The organism is Actinomycetes bacterium, from assembly GCA_036000965.1.
GTDB lineage: Bacteria > Actinomycetota > CALGFH01 > CALGFH01 > CALGFH01 > DASYUT01.
This window is the reverse complement of sequence record DASYUT010000301.1, coordinates 37509-46341: the sequence shown is the minus strand read 5'-3', so window position 1 is coordinate 46341 and position 8833 is coordinate 37509. Positions and strand designations below refer to the sequence as shown.

Annotated in this window: 5 protein-coding genes; 1 reads left to right on the top strand and 4 read right to left on the bottom strand. The window is 73.4% G+C overall.

Annotated features, from left to right (window positions below):
- On the bottom strand, nucleotides 1–517 hold a 517-nt coding region (locus tag VG276_26690), incomplete at its 3' end, for a response regulator transcription factor (GenBank protein ID HEV8652878.1).
- Nucleotides 518–652: 135 nt separating this feature from the next.
- Here VG276_26690 and VG276_26685 point away from each other — a divergent pair.
- Nucleotides 653–3859 (top strand): beta-phosphoglucomutase family hydrolase, encoded by a 3207-nt coding sequence (locus VG276_26685; GenBank protein ID HEV8652877.1) that lies wholly within the window; start codon nucleotides 653–655, stop codon nucleotides 3857–3859.
- Between the two features lie 584 nt (nucleotides 3860–4443).
- On the opposite strand, the gene VG276_26680 is transcribed toward VG276_26685, so the two are convergent.
- The 3 genes from VG276_26680 to VG276_26670 all read right to left on the bottom strand — a co-directional run bounded on the left by VG276_26680 (nucleotide 4444) and on the right by VG276_26670 (nucleotide 8408).
- On the bottom strand, nucleotides 4444–5244 hold the full coding sequence (locus VG276_26680; GenBank protein ID HEV8652876.1) for an alpha/beta hydrolase family protein: 801 nt from the start codon (nucleotides 5242–5244) through the stop codon (nucleotides 4444–4446).
- A 92-nt stretch (nucleotides 5245–5336) separates the two neighbouring features.
- Entirely contained in the window at nucleotides 5337–5600 is a 264-nt protein-coding gene (locus VG276_26675; protein ID HEV8652875.1) for a hypothetical protein, read from the bottom strand.
- A 93-nt stretch (nucleotides 5601–5693) separates the two neighbouring features.
- Nucleotides 5694–8408 (bottom strand): GNAT family N-acetyltransferase, encoded by a 2715-nt coding sequence (locus tag VG276_26670; GenBank protein ID HEV8652874.1) that lies wholly within the window; start codon nucleotides 8406–8408, stop codon nucleotides 5694–5696.
- Nucleotides 8409–8833 lie beyond the last annotated feature (425 nt).

Sequence of the window (8833 nt, the reverse complement as noted above, 5' to 3'; positions counted from 1 at the left end):
TGGTCCTGCCGCCGGCGACCAGGCCAAGGATGCGCTCCTCCTGCGGCGACAGCCGGGCCAGCTTCTCGTCGCCCAGCAGATGCTTGCCCCTGCGCAGCCGGTCCAGCACCCCCCGGGTCACGGCCGGGTCAAGCAGGCTCTGGCCCGCCCCGACCGTCCGGATGGCACCGACCAGCTCGCCGCCCCGGATCTGCTTGAGCACATACCCGGCCGCGCCCGCCATGACCGAGGCGTACAGCGCCTCGTCATCGGCGAACGAGGTCAGCATCAGGACCTGGGTCTTTGGCCGCGCCGCGCGGATGTCGCGGGTGGCCTCGATGCCCGAGCCGTCGGTCAGGCGCACGTCCATCACGATCACGTCGGGCAGGGCCCGGTCGGCCTCGGCGACCGCCTGGCGCACGCTGGCGGCCTCGGCGCAGACCACGATGTCGTCGGTGGCGGCCAGCAGCGCCTTGATGCCGTCGCGGACCACCTCGTGGTCGTCGACCAGCATCACCCGCAGCGGGGGCGCGTCCATGGGGCCATCCTAGCAGCCGAGACGGGCCCGCAAGCCCTGTCCTGCGGGGCGCGCGCGCCCCACGCGGACCGGGCAGCCCTCGTGCCCAGTATCGTACGTCCCGACGGCAGCCGTTGGAGGAGAGGAAGGGGGCCGATGGGTCGGATGGATGGCGTGACCGCGGAGGACACCGGCGGGCGCCGTGCTGCGCCGCTCCCGCTCGATCGCATCGAGGCGTTCGTGTTCGATGTCGACGGCGTGGTCACCGACACCGCACGGGTACACCAGGCCGCCTGGAAGCGGCTGTTCGACGAGTACCTGCGGGCGCGGAGCGCCCGCCTCGGCGAGCCCTTCCGGCCCTTCGAGGAGGCCGACTACCTTCGCGACGTGGACGGCATCCCCCGCTACGACGGCGTGGCCGGCTTCCTGGCCTCCCGGGGCGTGGACCTGCCCCGCGGCGAGCCGGACGACCCGCCCGACCGCGAGACGGTGTGTGGACTCGGCAACCGCAAGAACGGCTACTTCCTCCAGGAGCTGGCCAAGGACGGCGCGCCGCCATTCCCCTCCACGGTGGCATTCCTGCGGGCGCTGCGGGCCCGCGAGGTACCCGCGGCGGCGGTCTCGTCGAGCCGCAACGCCGCTGCCGTGCTCGATGCTGCTGGTGTGCGCAGCCTGTTCGACGCGCAGGTCGACGGCGTGGAGGCCGCGCGGCTCGGGCTGGCCGGCAAGCCCGACCCCGCGCTGTTCATCGAGGCGGCCCGGCGGCTGGGCGTGGCGCCGGAGCGGGCCGCGGTCGTGGAGGACGCCCTGGCGGGCGTGGAGGCCGGCCACCGGGGTGGCTTCGGCCTGGTCGTCGGCGTGGACCGGGTCGGGCAGGCGGCTGCCCTGGCCGAGCACGGCGCCGACGTGGTTGTCGGCGACCTCGCCGAACTGCACCTGGACGACCTGCCTGACCCGCAGGCCCTGGCCTCGGACGCCTGGACGCTGGCCTACGAGGGGTTCGACCCGGCCACCGAGGGACTGCGGGAGGCGCTGTGCACGCTCGGCAACGGCTACTTCGCCACCCGCGGGGCCGCGCCCGAGGCCCGCGCCGACGGCGTCCACTACCCGGGCACGTACGTCGCCGGCTGCTACAACCGGCTCGTCACCGAGATGGCGGGCCGCGCGGTCGAAAACGAAGATCTGGTCAACGTGCCGAACTGGCTGCCGCTCACCTTCCAGGCCGTCGGCGGCGACTGGTTCGAACCGGGCGCGGCCGACCTGCCCGACTACCGCCAGGAGCTCGACCTGCGCCGGGGCGTGCTCGCCCGGCACCTGCGCGTGCGCGACCGGGAGGGACGGGTGACCCGGGTCACCCAGCGCCGCCTGGTGCACATGGGCGACCCGCACCTGGCCGGGCTGGAGACGACCTTCGTGGCCGAGAACTGGTCGGGACGGCTAGGGGTCCGCTCGGCCCTGGACGGCCGCGTCACCAACGCCGGCGTGGCGCGCTACCGCGAGCTGAACGGCCGGCACCTGGTCCCGGTCGACGCCGGCCAGGACGGCGACGAGACGATCTGGCTGCAGGTCGAGACGACCGCCTCGGGCGTGCGGATCGCGCAGGCGGCCAGGACCCGGGTCCTGGGCGGCGGCCGGCTGCTCGCGACGGAGCGGCGGACGCTCGTGGAACCCGGTTTCGCCGCCCAGGACCTGACGCTGGAAGTCGAGCAGGGCGTGCCGGTCATGGTGGAGAAGATCGTCGCCCTGTTCACCTCCCGGGACCGCGCCATCACCGATGGCGCCCTGGATGCGCGCCAGCGGGTCGCGCGGGCCGGCGGCTTCGCCGAGTTGCTGGAGCGCCACGCGCTGGCGTGGGACCAGCTCTGGCGGCGCTGCCGGCTGGCCATCGACGCCGGCGACGAGACCGCCCGCATCCTCAACCTGCACGTCTTCCACCTGCTGCAGACCATCTCGGAGCACAGCGTCGAGCTCGACGTCGGCGTGCCCGCGCGCGGGTGGCACGGCGAGGCGTATCGGGGGCACGTGTTCTGGGACGAGCTGTTCATCCTCCCCTTCCTTAACCTCCGGTTCCCGGAACTGGCCCGCGCGCTGCTCCGCTACCGCTGGCGGCGCCTTCCCGAGGCGCGCTGGGCGGCACGGGAGGCGGGCTACGCGGGCGCCATGTACCCGTGGCAGAGTGGCAGCAACGGCCGCGAGGAGACCCAGCGGCTGCACCTCAACCCTCGTTCGGGACGCTGGCTGCCCGACCACTCGCATCTGCAGCGGCACGTCAACGTCGCCGTCGCCTACAACGTCTGGCACTACTACCAGGCCACCGGCGACCTCGGGTTCCTGTCCGAGCACGGCGCGGAGATGCTGCTCGAGATCGCCCGGTTCTGGGCGAGCAGCGCGACCTTCGACGACGCGCTGGGCCGCTACCGGGTCCTCGGGGTCATGGGCCCCGACGAGTACCACGACGCCTACCCGGACGCGGACCGGCCTGGGCTGGACGACAACGCCTACACCAACGTCATGGCCGTGTGGGTCCTGCACCGAGCCTTGGACGTGCTCGAGGTGCTGCCCGGGCACCGTCGTGTCGAGCTGGAGGAGCGGCTGGCCCTCCAGCCCGAGGAGATCCGACGCTGGCGGGATGTGACCCGACGGATGCGGGTCGCGTTCCACGACGGCGACATCATCAGCCAGTTCGATGGCTACGACCGGCTCGAGGAGCTGGACTGGGACAGCCTGCGGCGCCGCCACGGAGACATCCGCCGGCTCGACCGGATCCTCGAGGCCGAAGGCGACTCCCCCAACCGCTACAAGGCGTCCAAGCAGGCGGACGTGCTCATGCTGTTCTATCTGCTGTCCGCCGACGAGCTGCGCGAGCTGCTGGGCGGGCTCGGCTACCCGCTCGAGGCCGCCGCGATCCGCCGCAACGTCGACTACTACCTGGCCCGGACCTCGCACGGCTCGACCCTGAGCAGCGTCGTCCACGCCTGGGTGCTGGCCCGGTCGGACCGTTCTCGCTCGTGGCGGTTCTTCACCGAAGCGCTGGCCTCAGACCTCCACGACGTCCAGGACGGCACCACCGCGGAAGGCATCCACCTGGGCGCCATGGCCGGCACGGTCGACCTGGCCCAGCGCTGCTACACGGGCATCGAGATCCGCGGGGACGTGCTGTGGCTGAACCCCAGCCTGCCTGAGGAGCTCAGCGGGCTCGACGCGGACCTCCGCTACCGGGGACATTGGGGGGTCAACCTGCATGTCCTGCTCGACCGCGCCCGGGTACGGGTGCGTCCGTCGGCCGGCGCCCCCATCAAGGTCAGCTTCGGCGACGAGGTCGTCGAGATCCCGCCCGGGGACGCGCGCGAGTTCGCGCTGTAGGCCCCGCTGACCCTTGGGTCCCTGCGGACACGTGGCGCCCGCACGGCTCCCGTTCAGGCCCGAGGGGAGTCGGGCTGGGTCTCGCATGCGGGAACCTCCATCCACTACCACTCGCCCGCTGCCACCTCGCCCCAGACACGCCTGGTCGAGCCCGGACGGGAGGGCTGTGCCGGGCCCCGATGCCCGTTCGCCTGCCGTCCGCGGAGCCCGGCCCAGCGGTCGCGCGCGCGGTGGCGCCCTCTCGTCGCCGGCCCATCTTGCGTGCTTCGGGTCATGAGGAGCCGCAACGCGACGGTGATAACGCACCCACAATCGCTACGCAGAGCGCGGCGAGGCTGAGGACCAGCGACGCTGCCGCGACCCCAGGCCAGTGGCACACGGGCCCTGGAGCCGAGCCAGGCGATCACGGCGACTGCCAAGACAGTCTCCATGTCCCTGCGGGGACGCCGTGCGGACGTGAAAACCGGGCTCATATCAGGCGAAGTCGGTCTGTTTTCCAATCAGGCTGCGCCACGGAAACGACGCTAGCCGATTCGAGCCGGGCGCTGCAGGGCATGCAGGAGCAGCGGCAGCGACCGGTGCAGCTACTGCTGCCAGTAGGGCCAGTCGTGGGCGCCCGCGCGCCCCGCGTCGAACTGGACCGGGATGCCGAGGTGGCGCAGCCGCCCGACGAAGGCGACGCTCTGTGGCTGCAAGGCCCGCTCGATCTGCCGTCCCTGCTCGGTGGTTGCCAGCCCGTCGAGCGGACCGGGCCGGCCGTTGCCGACCGACACGAACAGGTCGACCCCGCTGAGCTTGGGCGCAAGGTCGTAGGGGTTGTGCGCCGCCCAGATGTCGGCGTGCCACCGCGGGTCGCCCCACAGGGCGTGTGGATCCTCGCCGAAGTCGGCCAGCACGTTCTGGACCAGGTGCGGGCCCGCGATCGGGGCGCCCTCGTAGCGGGTGTGGAGCAGCCCGCTGTAGGAGGCCGCCGCCCGGAACATGCCAGGATGGCGGGCCGCGTACGCCATCGCCCCGAGCCCGCCCATCGACAACCCGGCCACGACCCGCCGGTCCCCGGCGCGCCAGTCGCGCTCTAGCAGTTGGCGCAGTTCGGCCAGGTGGAAAGTCTCCCAGCGGGGCGGGCCGCCGCGGCCGCGGTTGTACCAGTCGGAGTAGTAGCCCACCTGTCCGGCCTCGGGCATGACCACCAGCACCTCGGCCAGGCTAGGCAACTGCTCGAGGTCGGTGGAGCGGGTCCAGCTCTGGTAGGTGTCGCAGCACCCGTGCAGCAGCCACAGCACCGGCCAGCGGCGGGCCGGCTCGGCCTCGAAGCCGCGCGGCAGCAGCAGGCGCACCATGGCGCGGCGGCCGAGCGCCGGGGAGTCGATGGTGAGGTCGCGCACTCGCGGGCCGAGCGTTTGGGTGGCGACGACTCGCGCCGGCCGGCCGGCCGGGCCGGCGACTTGGGAAGCGGTGCACGCGGTTAGACCCACCGTCAGGAGAACGACGATGACCGCGGCATGAGCGTGCCGCGGGAGCCGCCAGCGACATGGACAGTGCACAGGCTGCTCCTCTGAAGGGCTACAGCCGTCCAACCCGGTCGACTCGGCCTTTCGCGGACCCGGCGCCGGAAGTGGCCGGCGTTGGCGAAGAACAGCGGCGCGTCGAACCGGTACAGCAGCAGGCCGGGGACGCGGCGGGCGTTGGGATGGCGTTCGACCTCGTGATAGCCCTTCAGCTCGTCCTCGCGGCCGAGCACCGGCCAGGCGACCCGGTCCCGTTCTTCGAAAGACCGGGTCGGCGGCGGGCGTGGCAGAAGGCGGCCGGCTGGTTGGCATGGTGAGCCGCACCCTCACTTTCGGCGCGCGAGCAGCGGGACGGGTGGCGGAGCCTCTTCGACCCGCACGCGGGCGTCCACCACGACCACCCCCCGCCCCTCGGGCAGGACCATCACCGGGTTGCAGTCCATCTCCTTGACCTGTGGGTGCGCTTCGACGAGCGCGCTCACCCGGAGCAGGACCTCCTCGAGCGCCGCCACGTCCGCCCTGGGCGCCCCGCGGTAGCCGTCGAGCAGCGGGAAGGTCGCCAGCGAGCGGACCATCTCGGCCGCGTCGAGATCGGTGAGCGGGGTGATCCGCGCGACCACGTCGCGGAGCAGCTCGACCGTGGTCCCCCCGGCCCCGCAGGCCACGACCGGCCCGAACGAGGCGTCGTGGACGACGCCGACCAGCATCTCCACCCCGCCGCCGACCTGCTGCTGGACCAGGAAGCCCTCGACCTCGTGTCCGGCGGCGGCCACCGCCTCGGCCATCTCCTCGGCCGCCTCGCGCACCTGCCCAGCGCCGGCCAGGCCGAGCCGCACGGCCTGCGCCTCGGTCTTGTGCACCAGCCCGCGCGCGACCGCCTTCAGCGCGACCGCGCCACCCAGCTCCTCGGCGGCCGCCCCCGCCTGCTCGGGCGTCGCCTCGACGCGGCCGGGAACCAGCGGCAGGCCGTAGCAGCCGAGCAGGCGCGCGACCTGGTCCGGGTCCAGCCAGCGCGGACCGTCCCGCAGCGCCGCGGCGAGCAGCGCGGCGGCCTCGTCCTGGCGGATCCCGTCAAGCTCGGGCACCCGCCCCTCGGGCCGGCGCCGCCAGGCGGCGTGCTCGACGGCGCGGATCAGTGCCCGCGCGGCGTCCTCGGGGAAGCGGTAGGACGGGATCCGGACGTCTGGACCGCGCAGCTCGTCCAGCACACCATGGGCCGACATGAACACCGTCAGCAGCGGCACCGGGCCCACCTCGGCCGCCGCGTCGCGGACCGCCCGGGCCACCTCATGCCGGTCGGTGGCCAGCGGCGGGATGAAGATGGCGATGACCGCGTCAACCTCGCCGCTGGCGGCCACGAGCCCGAGCGTGCGCCGGTAGTGCTCGGGCGGGGCCGAGGCGAGCATGTCGACCGGGTTGCCGGTGGCGGCCGCGGGCGGCAGGAATGCCGCCAGCCTCCCGCGCAGCTCCTCGGAGAGCGGGACGACCTCCAGGCCGCCCGCCTCGCAGGTGTCGGCGCACAGGATGCCCGGCCCGCCCGCGTTGGTGACGATGCCGACCCGCCGCCCCGCCGGCAGCGGCTGGTTGGCCAGCAGCGCGGCCACGTCGAACAGCTCGGCCAGGGTGTCGGTGCGGATCACCCCGGCCTGGCGGAACAGCGCGTCCACGGTCGCGTCCGACGAGGCGAGCAGCGCACCGGTATGCGAGGAGGTAGCCCGCGTGCCAGCCGCGGAGCGGCCACTCTTGACCGCCACGATCGGCTTGGTCCGGCTGACCCGGCGGGCCAGGCGGGCGAACTTGCGCGGGTTCCCGAACGACTCCAGGTACAGCAAGACCACGTCGGTCGCGTCGTCCTGCTCCCAGTAGGCGAGCAGGTCGTTCCCGGAGATGTCGGCCTTGTTGCCGACCGACACGAACGACGACAGCCCCAGGCCGAGCGCGTTGGCATAGTCGATGATGGCCAGCCCGAGCGCACCGGACTGCGACAGGAACCCCACCCGGCCGAGCTGGGGCAAGATCGGCCCGAAGGTGGCGTCCAGGCACACGCCGGGGGCGGTGTTGACGATTCCGAGGCAGTTCGGGCCGATCATGCGCATGCCCGCCTCGCGGCAGGCGCGCAGCAGCTCGGCCTGGCGCTCGGCGCCTTCCGGGCCGGTCTCGGCGAACCCGGCCGAGATGACGACCAGCCCGCGGACGCCCTTGGCCGCGCACTGCCTGACGGTGTCGACCACCCGGGCGGCCGGGACCGCGACCACGGCCAGGTCGACCGGGCCGGGCACGTCGAGCACGCTGGGGTAGGCGAGCACCGACTGCACCACCGGCACGGCCGGGTTGACCGGGTACACCGGTCCGTCGAAGCCCGCCGCGAGCAGGTTGTGGAACAGCTCCCCGCCGACCGTGCCCCGGGTGCGCGACGCGCCCACGACCGCGACCGACCGGGGCGCGAGCAGCGCCCGCACGGCGGCAACCGCCGCGAGCTGGTCGCGGCGCTCGAACCGGTCCAGCCCCTCCGGGGTCAGCGCAGTCGGGAATTCCACCAGGAGGATCCCCGGGACCGCGTGCAGCATCACCGGGAATCCGGAGTCCCGGAAGACCTGGACCATACGGTGGTTCTCGGGCAGGACCTCGGCCGTGAAGGTGGCGAGCCCAGCCTGGTCGGCAGCCTCGGCGAGCTCGCCCAGCAGGATCGTGCCGAGTCCCTTGCCCTGCCAGGCGTCGGCGATCGCGAACGCGGCCTCGGCGCGGTGCGGGCGCTCAGGATCCCGCTCGTAGCCGGCGTGGGCGACGACGAGCCCACCCGCGGTGGCGACCAGGCCAAAGCGACGGTCGTAGTCGACCTCGGTCGCCCAGCGAACGACCGGGTCCAGGCTGGGGAACGCGGTGAAGAACCGCAGCCAGCGCGAGGTGTCGGACATGCCCTCGAACATCGTCCGGACCTGGGCGGCGTCCTCCTGGCGGACGGGCCGGACGTGCACGGTCGATCCGTCCCGCAGGACGATGTCGCATTCGCGGTGGGCCGGGTAGGCCAGCATTGCGGCCATCTGCTCCTCCTCGTCCCTGCTTGCCGTGGTGACGGCGGCGTGCCGGCTCCCACGGCGCCACCTCGTCCGAGTCTGTCTTGGGCGGACACCCGCGGCAAGGGGCCGGACGACCCGCCCGCCGCGGGACCCGACCGGCCGGTGGTGACACGGACAGGACGCCCGGTCAGCGTCGCGCCCAGCGGCTGCGTGCTGGCGCCTGCCGACGACGAGGTCCCAGGGCGGCCGTGAGCAGCAGCCGCCGAGCGGCGGCGGCGATGGCGCGCCTGGACGGCTCGACTGCGTCCGCGCTCAGCGACACCCTCGACCGGGAGGGCGGCGATCTGCTCGGCCATTCGGCGATGGCGAGGTTGACGTACACCCGCCTCCTCCGGCTCAAGTCTGTCGGGCACCGGCATCCCTGGCGAGGGTCGTACGGCCCGCCGGGG

Excerpts from the sequence above, each read along its gene's own strand:
- VG276_26685 (HEV8652877.1), top strand. The coding sequence starts at position 653 with ATGGGTCGGATGGATGGCGTGACCGCGGAGGACACCGGCGGGCGCCGT.
- VG276_26670 (HEV8652874.1), bottom strand. The coding sequence starts at position 8,408 with ATGGCCGCAATGCTGGCCTACCCGGCCCACCGCGAATGCGACATCGTC.